The following is a 21,234-nucleotide window of genomic DNA, read 5'->3' on the forward strand; positions in this document are numbered from 1 at the left end:
GGCCGACATTTGCTCGTCGGGTTCAGCGCCCGAGGAACGACTCCGTGATGGCGACGGCGATCAGCGCGGACTCGAGCTGGTCGTCTGACGCTCCCAGATCGGTTCGCAGGCGGACCGCAGCCTTGAAGTCGGCGAGGGCGAGCGCGAACTCGTCCTGGTCGAAATAGACCTTGCCCCTGTGCTGGAGCGCGAGGGCCTCCAGCAGCGTCCAGTCGTGGGTGTGTGCCTCGTTGATGAGCGAGGACAGCTCGTGGAGCGCCTCTTCGTAAGCGCCGCGGAACTGCAGGACCTGGGCGCGGAGCATCCTGGGCTGCATCAGGCCCTTGCGGTCGCCGGTGAAGCGGGCGAGTCGCACGCACTGGTTGGCCACCTCGAGGGCTTCATCGAGCTGACCGGCGACCTTGAGCAGCCAGGCTTTCTCGCAGAGGGCGTTGAGGCTCCGCATGTCGCCGAGTTCGAGCAGTCGATCCCCAACAGCCTTGAGGTCGACTTTCTCACGCAGTGTTCCGGCGTCATAGCCAAGGATGATGCTCAGGGTGTACTCCAACGATGTCCGAAGTCCGGGAGGTGTTCGACCCGGGTTCCTTCCGACTTTAACCCGCGGTTCCCGATGCGGTGCTCACCGGCATCCGCCTGTCGTCATTCGCGTAAAAAATCTCTGCGAGCGGAGCGCTCACGTCACCCCTCGACGAGCGGTGCGAGCGTCACCTCGATCAGGCGGTCGTCGTCCGGGCCGGGGCTGCCCCTGCCGTCGGTGTTGTTCGTGATCAGCCATAGCGTGCCGTCCGGGCCAGGTGCCACATCACGGATGCGGCCGAACTCACCGTCGAAATAGGAGGATGCGGTGACGATGCCCTCGAGGCCGTGGCTGCCTTCAGGCACATGGATGCCGTCGAGGATGCCCCACAGGCGGGCGCCGCGAAGGGCGGCCATGAACAGGGTGTTGTCGACGATGGTCAATCCGCTCGGACTGGCCTCGTCTGTCGACCACTGGTAGGCGGGATCGACGAACTCGGCATTGCCCGCCTGTCCTTCGACGACGGGCCAGCCGTAGTTCTCGCCCGGTTCGATGAGGTTGAGTTCGTCCCACGTGTTCTGGCCGAACTCGCTCGCCCAGAGCCGCCCGTCCTCGTCCCAGGCCAGGCCCTGCGGGTTGCGGTGGCCGAGCGACCAGACCTCCGACCCGTCGAACGGGTTGTCCTGGGGAACGTCGCCTGTCGGAGTCACGCGGAGGATCTTGCCGTTGAGCGACTCAGGATCCTGGGCGGATTCGGCGTTCCCGGCGTCGCCGACCGTGACGTAGAGCATCCCGTCAGGGCCGAAGGCGATCCGTCCGCCGTTGTGGTTGCCGGCCTTCTCGAGTGAGTCGAGGACGACGTCGGCGGTCCCGAGGCCGAGGCTTCCGGGGGAGCCGGTGAGCGGCATCCGCACGATGCGGTTGTCGTCGTTCGAGGTGAAGTAGGCGTAGATCCAGTGCTGTTCGTCCTGGGTCCGCGCGGCCAGTCCGAGCAGCCCCCCTTCGCCGCCTGCGCTCACGCCGGCGACCACCGCCACCTCGCGAAGGTCGCCCGAAGGGGTAAGTTCCATGATCTGGCCGCTGTCCCGGTAGCTGAGCAGGGTGCTTTCGCCGAGCCGCAGGATCGACCACGGAACGTCGAGTCCTGTGGCTAGCACCGTCGATTCGCCTGTCGGATAGACGGGAGGGGCGCCGGTCTGTGCAGGGGCCGGGGTGTCAGGACCCGTCGGAGTCTCCTGGCGCGGTTGAGAGGTCGTGCAGCCGGCGACGAGCACTGTTGCGGCCAGGACGGCGATCGCCGCGAGGTACCTCGGCATCTCAGCTCCCCCCTTTGACCTGGAAGATGCTCTGCGCAGGAGGGGGAGACGGCACCGCTGTGGTGTCGGTCACCACTTGAGCCCCGGAGATGAACTGCCGGAGTTCGTCACCTGCGACCGCTTTGGCCGGGTGGGGACCGCCGGCAAGGAGCCGGGGGATGAAGTCCATCGGCAGCTCGGTGTTCGACCCGACCATGACGACGTTGCCGAATCTCCTGCCCTTGAGGATCTGGGTTTCGGCGAGCAACGCGACGTGGCCGACGGCCTCGCTGATCGTCGCCGCCTGTCGGCGCGCGTAGCCGAGCCCTGGCCCGTCCGCGACGTTAACGACGAGGATGCCGTCGGGCTTGAGGAGCGCGACGACCTCTTTGTAGAACTCGATGCTCGTGACGTGCGCCGGGGTCCGTGCGCCCGAGAAGATGTCTGAGACGACGAGGTCGACGCTGCCGGAGAGTCCGCTGGGGAACCGGCCGAGCACCTCACGCGCATCGCCGTAGCGCACCCGGATGGCTGCACGCTTCGGCCAGGGGAGGTGTTCGCGGACGAAGTCGACCAGATCCTGCTCCAACTCGACGACCTGCTGTCTGCTGCCTGGCCTCGTCGCTTCGACGTATCGGGGGAGGGTGAGCGCGCCTGCGCCGAGGTGCACGGCGGTGATCGGCTCGCCCGGGGCCCTGACCTCGTCGATCACGTGGCCGATGCGCTGGATGTACTCGAAGAACAGGCTCGTCGGGTCGTCGAGGTTGACGTGTGACTGCGGTGTGCCGTCGACGACGAGCTGGAAGCTGCCAGGGACGAACCGGTCGGACTCGATGACCGCCGTGTGACCGCTCGCCGCCAGTCGGATGCTGGGGTTGTCGATCTGTCGCTGCGCCATGCGTCGAGCCTACCTTCGCGACCTCCAGAGGGCAGCGGACTGCAGATGCCGGTGAACATCTCCCGGCGAAGGACCGGATCCGTGCGGTCTGCAACACATCCTGACGGGCGGGCAGGGCGGGGCTAGCCTGAAGTCATGCGCGTCGACCTGAACAGCGACCTGGGCGAGACCGTCGACGGTCAGCCGACGGCCGATGACGCCGCCCTGTTCGCGCTCGTGACCAGTGCGAACATCGCCTGCGGTTTTCACGCTGGTGATGCGGAGTCGATGTTCGCGTCCTGCCTGCTCGCCGTCGAACACTCCGTCAGCGTCGGCGCCCACGTCTCGTACCGCGACCGGGCGCACTTCGGCCGTGCCGACATCGAGGTCCTCCCCGCCGTGCTCATCGACGAGATTCTCGAGCAGCTGACGGCGCTCGCCGGACACGCGGAGCGGGCGGGCACCGGCATCCGTTACGTCAAACCGCACGGGGCCCTCTATAACCGGATCGTCCACGACGAACGCAGGGCGGATGCCGTCGCGACGGCGGTCGCCCGATTCTCACCCGGCCTTCCGCTCATGGGACTGCCTGGTTCCCGGATCGAGGTCGCTGCCGAAGCTCACGGCCTGCCCTTCATCCGTGAGGCGTTCGTCGACCGCGCATATCAGCGGAACGGAGCCCTCGCCCCGCGGAAGTGGCCGGGTGCCGTGCTGCGTGGCGAGGACGAGATCGCCGGGCGGGCGGTCACCATGGTGACCGAGGGCACCGTGCGTTCGCTCGACGGCACTGTGCTGTCTGTCGCCGTCGATTCGCTCTGCGTCCACGGAGACACCCCGGACTCCGTCGCTGTGGCGTCGGCGGTCCGGAGGGCGCTCGCCAGGGCAGGCGTCGAGGTGAGGGCGGTCGTATGAGGGCGATGCACGCCGTCGGCGACCGGGGGATCCTCGTCGACTGCGACGACCTCGATGCGGTCGTCGCCCTTCACGTGGCGCTCACCGGGGCCCGCCCCGACGGCATCGTCGACATCGTCCCGGCTGCCCGCACCGTTCTCGTCACTTTCGACCCTGAGGTGGTCGCGGCCGATCGCGTGGCCGGCTGGATCCGCACGACCCCGCCCGCTCCGCGCGGAACCATCGCCGACGACGAGCAGCTGACCATCGACGTGGAGTACGCGGGGGAGGACCTCGCCGAGGTCGCAGCCCTCGTCGGGCTGAGCGAACGGGAGGTCGTCGACGTGCACACGGCATCCGTCTGGCGAGTGGCCTTCGTCGGATTCGCGCCGGGGTTCGGATACCTCGTGACCGACTCCTCAGTGCTCGCCGTGCCGCGGCGCAGCAGTCCGCGCACGAGCGTGCCGGCCGGGTCTGTCGGGCTCGCCGGCGAGTTCACCGGGATCTACCCGCGTTCGTCGCCCGGTGGGTGGCAGCTCATCGGACGGACGGATGCGACGGTGTGGGACGAGGCGGAGGCTGAGCCCGCGCTTCTTTCCCCCGGGCGAGTGGTCCGGTTCCGGGAGGCGTCGTGACCGGGATCAGGGTGCTGGCCGCAGGACCGCTCACCACGGTGCAGGACCTCGGCAGGCCAGGGCATGCGGCGATCGGTGTGAGCGGGTCCGGTGCGCTCGACCGGGGTGCGCTTCGACTGGCCAACCGCCTCGTCGGCAACGCGGAAGACGCTGCAGGGCTGGAGATCACCGTCGGTGGTTTCTCGGCGGTGTTCGAGACGGATGCCTGGATCGCCGTCACCGGCGCGTGGGGAGCGGCACGCGTGGCCGGGGAGCCGATCGACCCGAATCATCCGGTGGCCGTTCCGGCCGGAAGTGTTCTCGAGATCGGGCCCGCAGACTCGGGCCTGCGGTATTACGTCGCCGTCCGCGGCGGGATCGACGTGCCCGCCGTCCTCGGGTCGCGCTCGCGTGACATCCTCTCCGGGATCGGGCCGGCCCCGATCGCAGAGGGCGACGTGCTGCCGATCGGCGGTGCGGCGACCGTGCCGGTGCCGACGCTGGATGTCGCCCCCTGGAGCCCGCCGCTTTCCGGCACCGTCGAGGTCGCGCTCGTCGTCGGGCCGCGGGACGACTGGTTCCCCGCTTCTGCGCTCGACCTGCTGTTCTCCTCGACGTGGGCGCTGAGCGCAGCGTCGAACCGGGTCGGTGCGCGACTCGATGGCCCGCAGCTCCCTCGGCTCGACCGGGGAGAGCTGCCGAGCGAGGGGATGGTGGCCGGCGGGATACAGGTGCCGCCGTCGGGGCAGCCCACCGTGCTCCTCGCCGACCACCCGGTGACCGGTGGCTATCCGGTGATCGCGGTCGTGGCATCCGACGCTCTCGATGTCTTCGCGCAGCTGCGTCCTGGGCAGCAGGTGCGCTTCAGGCACGCGCGCTGAGCCCCAAGCTCCACGCGAGTTGCTGGGTTTGAGGGGGTCCCGCGGCACCCGCACCACCTCAAAGCCAGCAACTCGCGTGGTCAGAGGCCCCGGGTGCGGATATGGGTGTTGATACGCACGATCAAGCCGCGGAGATCCTTCAGATCCGCTTGCGTCACACGGATCACCCTCCACCCCGCGTCCTCGAGCTTTCGGATGCGCTCGATGTCGTGCTGCCACTGATTCGGGTCCAGGAGGTGCTGCAGCCCCTCGTATTCAAGAATCAGGCCGTACCGGCGGTACAACAGGTCGGCGCGCGCAATGAACCGGCCGAACGCGTCGAAGACGTCCACATTGACCTGTGGGTGAGGAAGCCCGGCGAGGACGAGTTCGACCCGAAGGATGGACTCCTTCGGTGACTCCGCCCTGTCGTTGAGAAGAGACAAGGCCACGCGCAGGTTCTTGACGCCCCGCTGGCCCTTGTTGCCCGCAACCGCGACCGCAAGCCGACTGATTGTCGTCGACGGATTGTCGCGGCGGATGAGGTGATCGCCGGCGGCTACGAGATCGGGAAGGCGAAGCATTCGCCCGAGGTCACACCAGGTTCGTTCCGGCGTCGTCAGGCGCCCGGCGTCGTTGTTCGTGACCTGCGCAGGGTCGATGCGATAGCTGTGGCCTACCGCACCGACGACCTGCACGGCGCGGCAATCATCCGGCAGCCCGATGTGGAGTCGGCGATCAGCAGAGAGCCAGTAGGGGAGCGGAAGCCCCTGGAGAAGTGCTGCGGTTGGTCCGCAGTAGAAAGCGCCGTCGGGCATCCGCAGTCGGTAGGCATTGCACAGGAATCGATTCTCGTCCTGATGCCGGGAGAAGACCGTCATCCAGTCAGCGACCGATTGTGGGCGAGGAACGGGTGCACGGGAAGGCATACGGATGCCAGCGAAGGGCTTCATGAGGTCGGTGGCGGCCAGGCGGTCCCGCGTCACCCCGAGGGACAGCGCATCGGCGACAGTGAACGGGCCGCGGCCGAGAGCGTCAGGGAGTGGGTTTCGTGCGGTCATGCCGACAGCGTCACCGGATGCGCCACCGGACGACCGGGCTGAGCGGTTTCTGTGAATCAACCGTTCTGCAAACGTACTCTGGGGAGGACCCTCACTGCCCGCGAATTGCTGGGTTTGCTGGGGTTTCGGGTGCCCGCGACTACCGCAAAGTCAGCAACTCGCGGGGCGTTATACCGCAGTGATCCATCTCCGTCAAGGATTCTGCTGGACACGGCGCGTCAGAAGGCCTATAGTTGATCTTTGCGCTCCCAGACGTTCCCCATGCCTTCATATTGCGGTCGGCCCAGTGTTTCTTTCTCAAGAAAGACGCACCATTTTTGATGGCGTTTGACGAGTTCTCCATTACTACCAGTAACTAGAGCCTGTACGAGGGCCCACGGAGGTTATTTCCTTGGCTGCTGCGCGCAACGCATCCACCAACTCACCCAAGAACGGCCGCGACGCATCGCGTCTGTCGTTCGCGAAGATCACCGACACCCTGACGGTTCCGGATCTGCTTGCTTTGCAGACCGAGAGCTTTGACTGGCTCGTGGGCAACGACGTGTGGAAGTCACGCGTCGATGAAGCCACGAAGGCCGGCCGCCAGGACCTGCCGACTCACTCCGGCCTCGACGAGATCTTCGAGGAGATCTCACCCATCGAGGACCTCGGCGAGACGATGCAGCTGAGCTTCACCAGCCCCTTCCTGGAGCCGGAGAAGTATTCGATCGACGAGTGCAAGGAGCGTGGCAAGACCTACGCCGCTCCTCTCTACGTCGAGGCCGAGTTCATGAACCACCTCACCGGTGAGATCAAGACTCAGACCGTGTTCATGGGCGACTTCCCGCTCATGACCGAAAAGGGCACGTTCATCATCAACGGCACCGAGCGTGTCGTCGTGTCGCAGCTCGTCCGCAGCCCCGGTGTCTACTTCGACCGCAACCAGGAGAAGACGTCCGACAAGGACATCTTCTCTGCCCGCATCATCCCGAGCCGCGGAGCATGGCTCGAGTTCGAGATCGACAAGCGTGACCAGGTCGGCGTTCGCATCGACCGCAAGCGCAAGCAGTCGGTCACCGTCTTCCTCAAGGCCCTCGGCCTGACCAGCGAAGACATCATGGAGAAGTTCAAGGGCTTCGAGTCGATCGAGCTGACCCTCGAGAAGGACACGATCCTCACCAAGGAAGATGCGCTCCGCGACATCTACCGCAAGCTCCGTCCGGGAGAGCAGGTTGCCGCTGAGGCCGCTCGCGCGCTTCTCGACAACTTCTACTTCAACTCCAAGCGCTACGACCTCGCGAAGGTCGGCCGTTACAAGATCAACAAGAAGCTCGGCCTCGACGCCCCGCTCAGCGACTCGGTCCTGACCGTCGACGACATCGTCGAGACGATCAAGTACCTGGTGCGCCTGCACTCGGGCGAGACCAGCTTCACCGGTCTCCGTGACGGCAAGAAGGCGGAGATCCGCCTCGACATCGACGACATCGACAACTTCGGTAACCGTCGTATCCGCGCCGTCGGCGAGCTCATCCAGAACCAGGTCCGCACCGGTCTGTCCCGCATGGAGCGCGTCGTCCGCGAGCGCATGACCACGCAGGACATCGAAGCGATCACCCCGCAGACCCTGATCAACGTGCGCCCCGTCGTCGCCGCGATCAAGGAGTTCTTCGGAACGAGCCAGCTGTCGCAGTTCATGGACCAGAACAACCCGCTCGCGGGCCTCACCCACAAGCGCCGCCTGTCGGCTCTTGGCCCGGGTGGTCTGTCACGTGAGCGTGCAGGCGTCGAGGTGCGAGACGTTCACCCGTCCCACTACGGACGCATGTGCCCGATCGAAACCCCTGAAGGCCCGAACATCGGCCTGATCGGTTCGCTCGCGTCGTTCGCCCGCATCAACGCGTTCGGTTTCATCGAGACCCCGTACCGTCGCGTGGTCGACGGACTGGTCACGAAGGACATCGACTACCTCACGGCAATGGAAGAGGACGACTTCATCGTCGCCCAGGCCAACGCGCCGCTGAAGGCAGACGGCCGCTTCACCGAGGACCGCGTCCTCGCTCGCCGCAAGGGTGGAGAGGTCGACCTCTTCCCCGCAGGTGAGATTGGCTACATGGATGTTTCGCCTCGCCAGATGGTGTCTGTCGCGACGAGCCTCATCCCGTTCCTCGAGCACGACGATGCAAACCGCGCACTCATGGGTGCCAACATGCAGCGTCAGGCTGTCCCGCTGCTCCGCTCGGAGTCGCCGATCGTCGGAACCGGTATGGAGGGCTACGCAGCCATCGACGCCGGCGACGTGATCACAGCCGACAAGGCCGGTGTGGTCGCCGAGGTCTCAGCCGAGGTCGTCACCATCCAGCTCGACGAAGGCGGAACACAGGAGTACTACCTCCGCAAGTTCGACCGCTCCAACCAGGGGACGAGCTTCAACAACCGCGTGATCGTCTCCGCCGGTGACCGTGTCGAGGTCGGCGAGGTCATCGCTGACGGCCCCGCAACGGAGAACGGCGAGCTCGCCCTCGGAAAGAACCTCCTCGTGGCATTCATGTCATGGGAAGGCCACAACTTCGAGGACGCGATCATCCTGAGCCAGAACCTGGTGAAGGACGACACCCTCTCCTCGATTCACATCGAGGAGTACGAGGTCGACTCGCGCGACACCAAGCTGGGCAAGGAAGAGATCACCCGTGACCTTCCGAACGTCAGCCCGGAGCTCCTGAAGGACCTCGACGAGCGCGGCATCATCCGCATCGGCGCCGAAGTCCGCCCAGGCGACATCCTCGTCGGAAAGGTCACGCCCAAGGGCGAGACCGAGCTTTCGGCCGAAGAGCGTCTGCTCCGCGCGATCTTCAACGAGAAGAGCCGCGAAGTTCGCGACACCTCGCTGAAGGTTCCCCACGGTGAGCGCGGCACGATCATCGCCGTCAAGGAGTTCAACGCCGAAGACGGTGACGACGAGCTCGGCTCGGGCGTCAACCGTCGCGTCGTCGTCTACATCGCCCAGAAGCGCAAGATCACCGAGGGTGACAAGCTCTCCGGTCGTCACGGCAACAAGGGCGTCATCTCGAAGATCCTGCCTGTCGAAGACATGCCGTTCCTCGAGGACGGAACCCCTGTCGACATCATCCTCAACCCGCTCGGTATCCCGGGTCGAATGAACTTCGGCCAGGTCCTCGAACTCCACCTCGGCTGGATCGCTCAGCAGGGATGGAAGGTCGAAGGCAAGCCGACGTGGGCGAAGAACCTTCCGGCGGAGGCACACAGTGCACCTGCAGGAACCAAGGTTGCGACGCCCGTGTTCGACGGTGCATCCGAGGAAGAGATCGCGGGTCTTCTCGACTCGACGACCGTCACCCGTGACGGCGACCGCCTCATCGGCTCCAGCGGAAAGGCCAACCTGTTCGACGGCCGTTCCGGTGAGCCGTTCCCGGCACCGATCTCGGTCGGATACATGTACATCCTGAAGCTGCACCACCTCGTCGACGACAAGATCCACGCTCGTTCGACCGGACCGTACTCCATGATCACCCAGCAGCCGCTCGGTGGTAAGGCTCAGTTCGGTGGCCAGCGATTCGGTGAAATGGAAGTGTGGGCCCTCGAGGCCTACGGCGCCGCATACGCGCTCCAGGAACTCCTCACCATCAAGTCGGACGACATCCTCGGCCGCGTGAAGGTGTACGAGGCCATCGTCAAGGGTGAGAACATCCAGGAGCCCGGTATCCCCGAGTCCTTCAAGGTTCTGATCAAGGAAATGCAGTCTCTCTGCCTGAACGTGGAAGTGCTGTCTGCCGACGGCACCGCGGTCAGCCTGAAAGACACGGATGACGACGCCTTCCGCGCTGCGGAAGAGCTCGGCATCAACATTTCCTCCAGGTTCGAGTCCTCGTCAATCGACGAGATCTAAGCCTGGCCGACAGAAGATTTCAGAGACCTTTCTTTAGGAGAGAAATTGCTCGACGTAACAACTTTTGACGAGCTTCGCATTGGCCTGGCTACCGCCGACGACATCCGTCGTTGGTCGTATGGTGAGGTCAAGAAGCCCGAGACCATCAACTACCGCACCCTGAAGCCCGAGAAGGACGGTCTGTTCGGCGAACAGATCTTCGGCCCGAGCCGTGACTGGGAATGCTCCTGTGGCAAGTACAAGCGTGTCCGCTTCAAGGGCATCGTCTGTGAGCGCTGTGGAGTGGAAGTCACCAAGTCGTCCGTGCGCCGTGAGCGCATGGGGCACATTGAGCTGGCTGCCCCCGTCACCCACATCTGGTACTTCAAGGGCGTTCCTTCGCGCTTGGGCTACCTGCTCGACATGGCGCCGAAGGACCTCGAAAAGGTCATCTACTTCGCCGCGTACATGGTCATCTCGGTCGATGAGGATGCTCGTCACCAGGACATGCCCGGACTCGAGAACGAGATCCGCCTCGAGATCAAGACCCTCGGCGACCAGCGGGACTCCCGCATCGCCGACCGTCTGAAGAAGCTCGAAGACGACCTCGCTGCCCTCGAGGCAGAAGGCGCCAAGGCTGACCAGAAGCGTCGCACCAAGGACGCCGCTGAGAAGGAGATGAGCCAGGCCCGCAAGTCGTACGACGAGCAGATCGCTCACCTCGAGCGCGTCTGGGACGACTTCCGTGGACTCAAGGTCGGCGACCTCAAGCCTGAGGATGCCGTCTTCCACGAACTGCAGGACCGTTTCGGCCTGTACTTCGAGGCGTTCATGGGTGCAGAGGCGATCAAGAAGCGCCTCCTCAGCTTCGACCTGGCCGCCGAGTCCGAGCTGCTGCACACGCAGATCGCCGAAGGCAAGGGTCAGAAGAAGATCCGCGCCATCAAGCGCCTCCGTGTCGTCAACTCGTTCCTGTCGACCGGCAACTCGCCGGCCGCCATGGTCCTCGACGTCGTTCCGGTGATCCCGCCGGAGCTGCGCCCGATGGTCCAGCTCGACGGTGGCCGCTTTGCGACCTCCGACCTCAACGACCTCTACCGTCGTGTGATCAACCGCAACAACCGTCTGCGTCGACTTCTTGACCTCGGTGCCCCCGAGATCATCGTCAACAACGAGAAGCGCATGCTTCAGGAGGCCGTCGACGCACTGTTCGACAACGGTCGCCGTGGTCGTCCGGTCACCGGAACGGGTAACCGCGCCCTCAAGTCTCTGAGCGACATGCTCAAGGGCAAGCAGGGTCGCTTCCGCCAGAACCTGCTCGGAAAGCGCGTCGACTACTCGGGCCGTTCGGTCATCATCGTCGGTCCTCAGCTCAAGCTGCACCAGTGTGGTCTGCCCAAGCAGATGGCCCTGGAGCTGTTCAAGCCGTTCGTCATCAAGCGCCTGATCGACCTGAGCCACGCTCAGAACATCAAGGCCGCGAAGCGTATGGTCGAGCGCAGCCGCCCAGAGGTCTGGGACGTTCTCGAAGAGATCATCCGCGAGCGTCCGGTCATGCTGAACCGTGCACCTACGCTCCACCGCCTCGGAATCCAGGCGTTCGAACCTCAGCTCGTCGAGGGTAAGGCCATCCAGCTGCACCCGCTCGTCTGTGCTGCGTTCAACGCTGACTTCGACGGTGACCAGATGGCTGTGCACCTTCCGCTGTCGGTTGAGGCCCAGGCCGAGGCTCGCATCCTGATGCTCGCCTCGAACAACATCCTCAAGCCGTCTGACGGCCGCCCGGTCACCCTGCCCACGCAGGACATGATCATCGGCCTGCACCACCTCACCACCCTCAAGGAGGGTGTCGAGGGCGAAGGCCGTGCCTTCTCCTCGATCGCCGAAGCAATTCTCGCGTTCGACCAGAAGTCGCTCGACCTCAACGCCAAGGTGCGGATCCGCCTGCACGACATCACCTTCGGTAAGGGCCTCGCCCCCGAAGGCTATGACGGCAGCGGCGTCTCCCTCGTCACGACGACCCTCGGTCGCGCCCTCTTCAACGAGGCGCTCCCCGCGGACTACCCGTACGTGGAAGATGTGGCCGACAAGGGCAAGCTCTCGTCGATCGTCAACGACCTCGCCGAGCGGTACCCGAAGACCGTCGTCGCAGCAACGCTGGACAACATCAAGGATGCCGGTTTCCACTGGGCAACCCGTTCCGGCGTCACCGTCGCACTGAGCGACGTTCTCACCCCGCCGAACAAGCGCGAGATCGTCCAGGGCTACGAGAAGCTGGCCGCGAAGGTCCAGGGTCAGTTCGACAAGGGTCTGACGACCGATGCCGAGCGTCGCCAGGAGCTCATCAAGATCTGGACCGAAGCGACCGAAAAGGTCGCAGAGGCCATGCGGGCGAACTTCCCCGAGGACAACACGATCAACCGCATGGTGACATCGGGTGCTCGTGGTAACTGGCTGCAGATCCGCAACATCGCGGGTATGCGAGGCCTGGTGAACAACCCGAAGGGTGAGATCATCCCTCGCCCGATCATCTCGTCCTACCGCGAGGGCCTGTCGGTTGCGGAGTACTTCATCGCAACCCACGGTGCTCGTAAGGGACTGGCTGACACGGCTCTGCGTACCGCTGACTCCGGTTACCTCACGCGTCGTCTCGTGGACGTCTCGCAGGATGTCATCATCCGCGAAGACGACTGTGGAACGACCAAGGGTCTCGAGCTCACGATCGCCGCACTGGATTCGACCGGAACGCTTGTGCGTGACGCCAACGTGGAGAACTCCGTGTTCGCCCGTTCACTCGCCGCAGACGCCATCGACCCCAAGGGCACCGTCGTCGCCGAAGCCGGCTCCGACGTGGGCGACGTCCTCATCGACAAGCTCGTCGAGGCAGGTGTCGAGAACATCAAGGTGCGCTCGGTCCTGACCTGTGAGTCCGCCGTCGGTGTGTGTGCTGCCTGCTACGGCCGCTCGCTCGCCACCGGAAAGCTCGTCGACATCGGAGAGGCCGTCGGCATCATCGCGGCACAGTCGATCGGTGAGCCGGGAACCCAGCTCACGATGCGTACCTTCCACACCGGTGGTTCGGCATCCGCTGACGACATCACGCAGGGTCTTCCTCGCGTCCAGGAGCTCTTCGAGGCCCGTACCCCCAAGGGTGCTACGCCGATCGTCGAGGCTGCCGGCCGTGTCAACATCGAAGACACCGACCGCAGCCGGAAGATCATCCTCACGCCTGACAACGGCGACGAGCCCGTGATCTACCCGGTTCTCAAGCGTGCGACCCTCCTCATCGAGGATGGCCAGCACGTCGAGCTCGGCCAGCCGCTGCACCTCGGTGCCGTCGACCCGAAGGAAGTTCTCCGGGTTCTCGGTGTCCGCGAAGTGCAGAAGCACCTCGTCGGTGGCGTCCAGGGCGTCTACCGCTCGCAGGGTGTGCCGATCCACGACAAGCACATCGAGGTCATCGTCCGTCAGATGCTTCGCAAGGTGACCGTGGTTGACCACGGTGACACCGGGCTCCTGCCCGGCGAGCTCGTCGACCGGATGAAGTACAACGAGCTGAACCGCGCTGCGCTCACCGAGGGCAAGAAGACCGCATCCGCCCGCCAGGAAGTCATGGGTATCACCAAGGCTTCTCTTGCGACCGAGTCGTGGCTGTCCGCCGCCTCGTTCCAGGAGACGACCCGCGTTCTCACGCAGGCCGCCATGGAGGGCAAGAGCGACCCGCTTCTCGGCCTCAAGGAGAACGTCATCATCGGAAAGCTCATCCCGGCTGGTACTGGCCTCGGCAAGTACCGCAACGTCACCGTTGAGGCGACGGAAGAGGCCAAGGCTGAGCGTTACCCGAACCGCATCTTCGCAACGGATGGTGTATTCGACGAGTCCGACCTCGGTTTCGTCGACTTCGACACCTTCTCGAACGACGATTTCACCCCGGGAACGTACAACTAGGTTGTACTGATCGGTAAGAGTTGAAGGGCCCCGGCATTGCGCCGGGGCCCTTTGGCGTTTGCGAGGGAAAGGCGATGCGGAATCGTGATCTGACCAGCGGTCTTTCGGGCCAGAGCCGCCACTAGTGTTGGGCCACACCCCTCGATCGAAGGCGAGAATGACCACGTCAGACCAGAACCCCATCAGCATCGACCCGGTCGGTGCGCCACGCCGGGGGCGTGTTCTCGCGATCGTAGCCGCAGCGGTGCTGGTCGTCGCCCTTACGGTTGTTGCAGTGTTCGTCTTCACCGGCGGTGCAGGCGCGGACCCGGTTGCGTCACCCACGTCGACGCCGGCTGAACCCGTCGTGGAGGACCCGTCGCCCACCCCGACAGCAACGCCGTCACCACCGGCAGTCGCGCTCCCCGCCGAGTGTGAGGATGCCTTCAGTCCTGAGTACTTCGCCCTGAGGACGGAGTACCCGTGGAACCCGCTGAACGACGAAACCGTTGCTGACTCATCCGTGCTCAAGGACGAGGCGCTCGAGACGATCCGCGCCGGTTTGCCGCAACTGAGATGCACGTGGGCTGGTGCGGGCGAGGAAGGAATCCTCGGGTCGATCAACGATGTCACCTCCGCCCAGGCCGGACAGGCCCTTCTGCTGCTCAAGGAGGCGGGCTTCGAGTGCGTCGACCACCGCGGTGGAACGGCCTGCTCGAAAGGCCTCGCCATCAACGAGGAGAACGGCGCCACGATCATGGGTGAGGAGCACTTTCTCCGCGACAACATCTGGATCAGCACGTTCTGGCTCAACATCGACATCGAGGGTTACAACGACGACATCATCGGCGTGCTCTGGGGCGAGTGACGCCGGCACCGTAGCGACGACAGACGGATGCCGTGGCACGGCATCCGTTCGCTGTCGCGTCGTCATCACGCGTGGTCGCTTTCTCGTTCTCCGGATGCGCCGGTAGGCTCGCGAGTCGAAGGACAGTTTCGAAACGGGGACCTCATGCTCACATCCGCTCAACGTGCGGGCACACGGCGCAGTCGTGTGATCGGTCGGCTCGCGGTGCTCGGCGCCGTCTCCCTCCTGACGGCGGGCATCCTCTCCGGATGTTCAGGAGCCCCGACTCCCGACAGCTCAGGCGATCCGACCACCGAGACCACCGCGCCGCGGCCGACCCCGTCGACCGGCGCAACGGCGCAGCCGGTCGGGACGGTCATCCCGGCATCCTGCGAGCAGATGTACCTGCCTGAGATGCTCGAGCGGCTGCAGAACGATCACCCGCCGCTCAACGACCCGACCATGACGGATCCCAATTTCTCGAACACCGACGAGCTCGAAGAACTCCTCCGGTCGCTCGAGTACCTGCAGTGCACCTGGGGTGGCGCCAGTGAGTCCGGCATCGTGACGGCCGTCGCACACGTGACCCAGGAACAGTCCGCCCAGGCGCTCGCGATCATGGAGAACGCCGACTTCGACTGCTACGACCAGCAGGAAGGCACGCGCTGCGTGATCCGGGAGGAGACCGACGGCAACGTTCTCGGCGAGTCGCACTTCCTGCGGGATGACATCTGGCTGTCGACGTTCTGGCTGAACGCGCCGGTGCGGGGCTACACCGAGAACATGGTTGAGGCGCTCTGGCCGTAGCCGGACCTGACACCCAATCGTGATCCCGACGGCTGTTGCCGGATCGCGACTTTCGCTAGCTTGAGCACACGCTGAGCGAAGGGGGAGCCATGTCCGACGACGATCGGGACGCGGCGGGTCCGCCCACCCCGGCAGCAGAGGAGAACAGGTCACCACGGAACCGGTGGACGACCGTCTGGCTCGTGATCGCGGTGGTCGGACTGGTGGCCGTCTCGACTGTGACCGCCGTCGCCGTCAGCGGGATGCCGGTCTCGCAGCCCTCCCCGACGCCTTCTGCCGGGCCGACCTCCACGGCACGGCCCACTCCATGGTCGCCCGATCGGTCACCGACCCCCGAGCCCTCGACGCCGCCCGTCGCACCATCACCGCCCCCGACGCCGCCACCGCCGGTCGTTCCGCCGGATCCCGATGCCGCGGTTCTGCCCGGTGACTGCTCCGGTCTCTACAGCGATTCGATGTACACCTACCTGTCTGTCGACGAAGAACTCCCGCTCAACGACGGCACCACCCTCGAGCCGCCGTTCTCGAAGGCCGAGACGGTCGCCGCGCACCAGATCGGGCTGCCAGGACTTGTCTGCACGTGGGGGAGCGCTGGACACTTCGGCCTGCTGACCCAGGCCAACGAAGTCACGAAGGCGCAATCCGCGTCAGCGTTGGGAGCGCTCAGGGCGGCCGACTACACCTGCTACGAGCAGGCACTCGGCACCCGTTGCACCATGAAGAGCGTGGGAGACGGCGAGGCCTGGGGTGAGTCGCACTTCCTGCGCGGCAACATCTGGCTCTGCACCTTCTGGTCGAACTTCACGCCGACGGGGTACACCGCGGATATGGTCGCCACGCTCTGGGGCTGATTTCCCCGAGAACGGATGCCGTGGCATCCGTCGTTCCGACCATGCGTCACGCGAATGGGGGCTGCCAAATCCCCAACGGGGGACTGTGCCGCTTGTTCGCCCCGCGGATACCGTTGCAAAGCTGCCTGTACCCGGAGGTGATCGAAATGGCATCCATCATGGAAACCCTGATTCTTCAGGGCATTCTGCCGTTCGACCAGCTCGAACGGGTGTCGCGGAACCAGGCGGACGACGAGTCGGCCATCACCGGTCTCGTCACCCAGGGTCTCGTCACCCCGGTGCAGCTCGCCCGCGCCAGGGCGACACAGGCCGGGATCGGATTCGTCGAACTCCTCGAGTACCCGGTCGACCGCACCGCCGTCACTCTTGTGCCGTCCGTGCTCTGCCGCAGGCACGACGTGCTGCCGATCGGCCTCGACGGCAAAGTGCTCAAGCTCGCGATGGTCGACCCCGGCAACGTCTTCGCGATCGACGACGTGCGTGCCGCCACCCACCTCCAGGTCGAGCCGGTGCTCGCCGAACGCGCCGACCTGCTCGCCGCCATCGACAGGTACCTCCGCGCAGACGGCGAACTCAGCGACCTCACCACGACGCTCGAGGAAGAGAACGCGCCGCAGGAGACCGACCTCGGCATCGGCGACGTCCATGACGACGAGGCACCGATCGTCCGCTTCGTGAACCTCCTCGTCTCACAGGCCATCCAGGACAACGCGTCCGACATCCACATCGAGCCCGGTGAGTACGAGCTCAGGGTGCGGTACCGCATCGACGGCGTGCTCCACGAAATGCAGAGCGCTCCCAAGAGCATCCAGAACGGTGTCATCTCCCGGCTCAAGATCATGAGCGAGATCGACATCGCCGAACGCCGTAAACCGCAGGACGGCCGTATGTCGGTCATGCACGGTGGCCGCAAGATCGACCTCCGTGTTGCGACGCTGCCGACGGTGTGGGGCGAAAAAGTCGTCATGCGTATCCTCGACAACTCGAACACGAGCCTCGACCTGCGCGACCTGCAGCTCCTCGACCGCAACTTCGAGGCGTACAAGACGTCGTACACGAAGCCGTACGGGATGATCCTCGTCACAGGACCGACGGGGTCCGGCAAGTCGACGACCTTGTACACGACGCTCAACACGGTTGCCCGGCCGGAGATCAACGTCATCACGGTCGAGGACCCGGTCGAGTACCGGATGAAGGGCATCAACCAGGTCCAGGTGAACCCGAAGGCCGGACTGACCTTCGCCAGCGCGCTGCGATCGATCCTGCGGTCGGACCCCGATGTCGTTCTGCTCGGTGAGATCCGTGACCACGAGACCGCGCAGATCGCGATCGAAGCTTCCCTCACCGGTCACCTCGTGCTGTCGACGTTGCACACCAACGATGCGCCGAGTGCCGTCGTGCGACTGACCGAGATGGACATCGAACCGTTCCTCGTCGGGTCCGCACTCGACTGCGTCGTCGCCCAGCGACTCGCCCGCCGGCTCTGCGACCGCTGTAAGGTGCCCGCCGAGTACTCGCAGGAGGACCTCGACCGGTTGAAGTTCCCGCAGACCGAGATCTCACGGCGGATGCCTGGCCTGTTCGTGCCGCACGGCTGCCAGCAGTGCTCGAACACCGGCTACCGTGGCCGTCTCGCGCTGCACGAGGTCATGACGGTCACCGAGGAGATCGAGCGCCTCGCCGTCGCCCGCAAGTCCAGCGCCGAGATCGGCCGAGTCGCTCGTGAGCAGGGGATGCTCACCCTCCGTGAGGACGGCTTCACCAAGGCGACCATGGGACTCACCTCACTGGAAGAGATCCTCCGGGTCGTCGTCTAGTGCCACACACCTTTCTGCAAATCACATCGCGCACCGCACAACTGCACACACAGCAAAAAGCACACAGAGGGAGTGACGCTTGAGCGACCCAATTTACGAGATCCCGATCCTGCCCCCTGGGGCCAACGTCGAGGGCTGGACGCCGGGCATCCGACGTCGCAGCCGGGCGGACGCTGCCGCATCCTTACAGGATCTCGACAATTCTGCGTTCGCCCGTGGTGCAGACTCTCCGCGCGAGCCGGAGCCCGCCGTACCGACCGGCTACGAAGCGGCTGCGGCCGCGCAGGAGCCCGTCGCCGACTACCGCCGGAGTGGCGCTCCCGACCAGGAACAGGCCCAGGCCCAGTCGTTCGCGCAGGCCGACCTGCCGACCGCGGCGTACACCGCATACTCGCCGTCGACGTATCCGTCGCAGGCCGACCAGCCGGCGAGCCGGAGCGAGGTGAACCGCCTGCAGCAGGAGGCGGCGGCATCCGCTGGCCGCTCCAGCTACGGCCAGGCCGAACCGGAGCCGGCTGCACTGCGCGCCGTCAGCCTGGCTGAGGCCCTGCACACGGTCGTGCGCCTCAACGCATCCGACCTCCACGTCACGGCTGATGCGCCGCCCATGATCCGCGTCAACGGCGGGCTCAAGGCGATCGAGGGCGCTGCGCCGTGGACGCGTGAGAAGATCAACGCCGAACTCCGGGCGATCGCCAACGAGAAGCAACTCGCGATCTTCGAGGAGCACCTCGAGCTGGACTTCGCGCACACGCTGACGGAGGAGAGCCGGTTCCGCGTGAACTACTACATGCAGCGTGCCGCGATCGGCGCTGCGTTCCGTCTCATCCCGACCGAGATCAAGCGGCTGAGCGACCTCGGCGTGCCCGACTCGGTCAGTCGGTTCGCCACGCTGCCCCGCGGGCTCGTTCTGGTGACCGGTCCGACCGGTTCCGGAAAGTCGACGACGCTGGCCGGCCTGATCGACCTCGTCAACCGCACGCGTGCCGACCACATCGTGACGGTCGAGGACCCGATCGAGTTCATGCACAAGAACCAGAAGTCGATCGTCAACCAGCGTGAGGTCGGGGCAGACACGCACAGCTTTGCGAACGCGCTCAAGCACGTGCTGCGGCAAGACCCTGACGTCATCCTCATCGGTGAGCTCCGTGACCTCGAGACGATCTCGGTGGCTCTGACCGCGGCCGAGACCGGCCACCTCGTCTTCGCCACACTGCACACGCAGGATGCCGCGCAGACGATCGACCGCATCATCGACGTGTTCCCGTCGCACCAGCAGGACCAGGTGCGAACGCAGCTGGCGGGCACGTTGCAGGGAGTGGTCAGCCAGACTCTCGTGCCCAAGGCGAGCGGCTCGGGCCGAGTCGTCGCCACCGAGGTCATGATCATCACGCCTGCGCTCTCGAACCTCATCCGTGAGGGCAAGACCTACCAGATCCTTTCCTCCATGCAGGCGGGTAAGGAACTCGGCATGCACACGATGGACCAGCACCTCGCTGAGCTCGTGAACAGCGGGCGGGTGACCCGGCAGGCCGCTGAGGCCAAGGCGCACGATCCTGAGGGCTTCCAGCGCATGCTGCACGGCGTTCAGTCGCCGACCGAGCAGTCGACGCGTGCCATGCAGGCCGGCGGAATCGATTTCGGAGATTCGTACTCAGCGAAATTGGAGCGGTAGATGGCCAGCACAGTCGGTTACGCGTACAAGGGCCGTGACGCGGCGGGCAAGATCGTCAAGGGCAAGGTGGATGCCACGAGCGAGGCTGCCGTCGCGGCCCGACTTCGCACGATGGGTCTGTCTCCCGTATCGATCGATGCCGCTCCGGATGGCACGGGGCTGAGCAAAGAGATCACGATCCCCGGGTTCTCCAAGGGTGTGACGCTCAAGGACCTCGCCATCATGAGCCGACAGATGTCGACCATGACGAGTGCCGGTCTGTCGCTCATGCGGACCCTGTCGATTCTCGCCGAACAGACCGAGTCGAAGCCGCTGGCCAAGATCCTCGTGACCGTGCGCGACGACGTCGAGACCGGCATGTCGTTGTCAGAGGCGATGCGGAAGCACGACCGCGACTTCCCGCCGATCATGATCAACATGGTCAAGGCGGGGGAGACCGGCGGCTTCCTCGACAAGGCGCTCGACACCGTCGCGAAGAACTTCGAGAAGGAGACCGAACTCCGCAACACCATCAAGAGCGCCATGACCTACCCGGTCGTCGTCGTGGGCATGGTCCTTATCGCTGTCGCCGGCATGCTCATCTTCATCGTGCCCGTCTTCAAAACCATGTTTGAGGGTCTGGGCGGAAGTCTGCCTATTCCGACCCAAATCCTGGTCACGCTTTCGGAACAGATGATCTGGCTCGGGCCTCTCATCCTCGTCGTATCAATCGTCGGTTCGATCTGGTGGAAGAAGAACAAGCACACGGAGGCCGTGAGAAGGTTCCTGGACCCGCTGAAGCTCAAGATCCCCGTCTTCGGCATGCTTATGACCAAGCTCGCGGTCGCCCGGTTCTCGCGCAACTTCGCGGACATGATCGGGGCCGGCGTGCCCATCCTGCAGGCTCTCCAGATCGTGGGTGAGACGTCGGGGAACTACGTCATCGAACGGTCGCTCAAGGGCGTCGCCGACTCGGTGCGGCAAGGCAAATCGATTGCCGCGCCACTGGCCGAGGAGGCCGTATTTCCGCCCATGGTGATCCAGATGGTCGCGGTCGGCGAAGACTCCGGAGCGCTGCAGCAGATGCTCGACAAAATCGCTGACTTCTACGACCAGGAAGTCAAGACAATGACCGACTCGTTGACGTCGCTGATCGAGCCGTTGCTCATCGCTTTTCTCGGCATCGTTGTCGGCGGCATGATCGTCGCGCTGTACCTCCCGATTTTCAGCATTGCCACTGTGGTCAAGTAATCTGAGGATCACTCAGCTTAATGCTCATCAGCCCCCGCTCTGGGGGCGAGAAATGCTCATTTCACCCCCATAGGCGTGTCTTTACCCGCGATCTGGCTCCCCT

Annotated in this window: 15 protein-coding genes; 11 read left to right on the forward strand and 4 right to left on the reverse strand. The window is 65.0% G+C overall.

Features of this window, described 5'->3' with window-relative positions:
- Positions 1-22 precede the first annotated feature (22 nt).
- The 3 genes from AC1M2K_RS16135 to AC1M2K_RS16145 all read right to left on the reverse strand — a co-directional run bounded on the left by AC1M2K_RS16135 (position 23) and on the right by AC1M2K_RS16145 (position 2,710).
- The gene (locus tag AC1M2K_RS16135; RefSeq protein WP_480239181.1) at positions 23-547 is read right to left on the reverse strand and encodes a hypothetical protein; all 525 of its coding nucleotides are present in this window, start codon (positions 545-547) and stop codon (positions 23-25) included.
- 131 nt (positions 548-678) lie between these two features.
- Positions 679-1,833, reverse strand: a complete 1,155-nt coding sequence (locus AC1M2K_RS16140) for a PQQ-dependent sugar dehydrogenase (protein WP_480239182.1) — start codon at positions 1,831-1,833, stop codon at positions 679-681.
- A 1-nt stretch (position 1,834) separates the two neighbouring features.
- The gene (locus AC1M2K_RS16145; RefSeq protein WP_480241770.1) at positions 1,835-2,710 is read right to left on the reverse strand and encodes a spermidine synthase; all 876 of its coding nucleotides are present in this window, start codon (positions 2,708-2,710) and stop codon (positions 1,835-1,837) included.
- 135 nt (positions 2,711-2,845) lie between these two features.
- On the opposite strand from AC1M2K_RS16145, the gene AC1M2K_RS16150 reads away from it, so the two are divergent.
- The 3 genes from AC1M2K_RS16150 to AC1M2K_RS16160 are packed head-to-tail and all read left to right on the forward strand — an operon-like array spanning position 2,846 to position 5,075.
- Positions 2,846-3,601, forward strand: a complete 756-nt coding sequence (locus AC1M2K_RS16150; protein WP_480241771.1) for a LamB/YcsF family protein — start codon at positions 2,846-2,848, stop codon at positions 3,599-3,601.
- Entirely contained in the window at positions 3,598-4,215 is a 618-nt protein-coding gene (pxpB, locus tag AC1M2K_RS16155) for a 5-oxoprolinase subunit PxpB (RefSeq protein ID WP_480241772.1), read from the forward strand. The genes AC1M2K_RS16150 and pxpB overlap by 4 nt, the downstream gene beginning before the upstream one ends.
- Positions 4,212-5,075 carry a 5-oxoprolinase subunit C family protein gene (locus AC1M2K_RS16160; RefSeq protein WP_480241773.1) on the forward strand — a complete coding sequence of 288 codons (864 nt, stop codon included), beginning with the start codon at positions 4,212-4,214 and terminating at the stop codon, positions 5,073-5,075. The genes pxpB and AC1M2K_RS16160 overlap by 4 nt, the downstream gene beginning before the upstream one ends.
- Positions 5,076-5,155: 80 nt before the next feature.
- Here the strand turns inward: AC1M2K_RS16160 and AC1M2K_RS16165 are convergent, their stop codons facing one another.
- Positions 5,156-6,115: an endonuclease domain-containing protein gene (locus tag AC1M2K_RS16165; protein WP_480241774.1), complete on the reverse strand. Its 960-nt coding sequence runs from the start codon at positions 6,113-6,115 to the stop codon at positions 5,156-5,158.
- Between the two features lie 391 nt (positions 6,116-6,506).
- Here AC1M2K_RS16165 and rpoB point away from each other — a divergent pair, with 391 nt between their 5' ends.
- The 8 genes from rpoB to AC1M2K_RS16205 all read left to right on the forward strand — a co-directional run bounded on the left by rpoB (position 6,507) and on the right by AC1M2K_RS16205 (position 21,131).
- Positions 6,507-9,998: a DNA-directed RNA polymerase subunit beta gene (gene rpoB, locus AC1M2K_RS16170; protein ID WP_480239188.1), complete on the forward strand. Its 3,492-nt coding sequence runs from the start codon at positions 6,507-6,509 to the stop codon at positions 9,996-9,998.
- Positions 9,999-10,043: 45 nt separating this feature from the next.
- Entirely contained in the window at positions 10,044-13,925 is a 3,882-nt protein-coding gene (locus AC1M2K_RS16175; protein WP_480239189.1) for a DNA-directed RNA polymerase subunit beta', read from the forward strand.
- Positions 13,926-14,082: 157 nt separating this feature from the next.
- A complete protein-coding gene (locus AC1M2K_RS16180; protein WP_480241775.1) occupies positions 14,083-14,772 on the forward strand; it encodes a hypothetical protein in 690 nt (229 codons plus the stop codon).
- Between the two features lie 144 nt (positions 14,773-14,916).
- Positions 14,917-15,558 (forward strand): hypothetical protein, encoded by a 642-nt coding sequence (locus AC1M2K_RS16185; protein ID WP_480241776.1) that lies wholly within the window; start codon positions 14,917-14,919, stop codon positions 15,556-15,558.
- Positions 15,559-15,647: 89 nt separating this feature from the next.
- On the forward strand, positions 15,648-16,409 hold the full coding sequence (locus AC1M2K_RS16190; RefSeq protein WP_480241777.1) for a hypothetical protein: 762 nt from the start codon (positions 15,648-15,650) through the stop codon (positions 16,407-16,409).
- Between the two features lie 146 nt (positions 16,410-16,555).
- Positions 16,556-18,226, forward strand: coding sequence for a GspE/PulE family protein (locus AC1M2K_RS16195; RefSeq protein WP_480239193.1), 1,671 nt, complete (start codon positions 16,556-16,558; stop codon positions 18,224-18,226).
- Positions 18,227-18,305: 79 nt separating this feature from the next.
- Positions 18,306-19,901: a type IV pilus twitching motility protein PilT gene (locus tag AC1M2K_RS16200; RefSeq protein ID WP_480241778.1), complete on the forward strand. Its 1,596-nt coding sequence runs from the start codon at positions 18,306-18,308 to the stop codon at positions 19,899-19,901.
- Positions 19,902-21,131, forward strand: a complete 1,230-nt coding sequence (locus AC1M2K_RS16205) for a type II secretion system F family protein (RefSeq protein WP_480241779.1) — start codon at positions 19,902-19,904, stop codon at positions 21,129-21,131.
- Positions 21,132-21,234 lie beyond the last annotated feature (103 nt).

This window comes from Mycetocola sp. Y171, from assembly GCF_056713165.1.